The organism is Vibrio sp. 378, from assembly GCF_033339435.1.
Genome location: NZ_JAWOUO010000966.1, coordinates 1 through 560, shown reverse-complemented (window position 1 = coordinate 560; position 560 = coordinate 1). Strand labels below are relative to the sequence as shown.

Genomic DNA, 560 nt, shown 5'->3' with positions numbered 1-560 from the left:
ACTAAAGCACAGAGAAAACTGCCAAAAGGGATAAACAACAATGAATGGGTAAAGTGTCGGTGATATTCCAAAAACAGTAATGGGTCACTTGATGAACGAATAAGTACGTCCAAATCCGGAGCCATCCCAGAGGCCACGCCTAACACGCCAGCAGCCACAATATGCCGCTTTTTACTTGCAGACTGCGGCAAAGCAGCGCCCAGTAAACCTTGCGTTAACGGGTCCATTATTTACGCCCACCACGATAACGTAGGCGAGAGAGAAGGCATGTGCGCTTCAAAATCGGTTCAAATTTAAAAACCAGAACGTTCTCCGACATAAATTATCCGTATTTAAGTGGATTGGAAATTACGGCTTAATGATGCATTAAAGTGTTCGAAAACAAATGCTTTGATTTTAGTGTAAGAAGGAATCGCCCTATTCGCTAGTGAGAAGCGAGGATCGAGGTGTACGTCAGAAGTCCAAAACGGCGGATTTTACAGACGTAAAATAAAACAAGGCGAACCAGATAGCTCGCCTTGTTTACTGAACGATTAACGACAAAAAACCTTAGTCTTGAG

General features: G+C 43.4%; 1 protein-coding gene. It reads right to left on the bottom strand.

All coding sequences use genetic code 11. The annotated features are described in order from the left end of the window. Positions 1-227: metal-dependent hydrolase (locus R7Q48_RS29840; RefSeq protein WP_318133999.1), on the bottom strand; the 227-nt coding region annotated here is incomplete at its 3' end. Positions 228-560 lie beyond the last annotated feature (333 nt).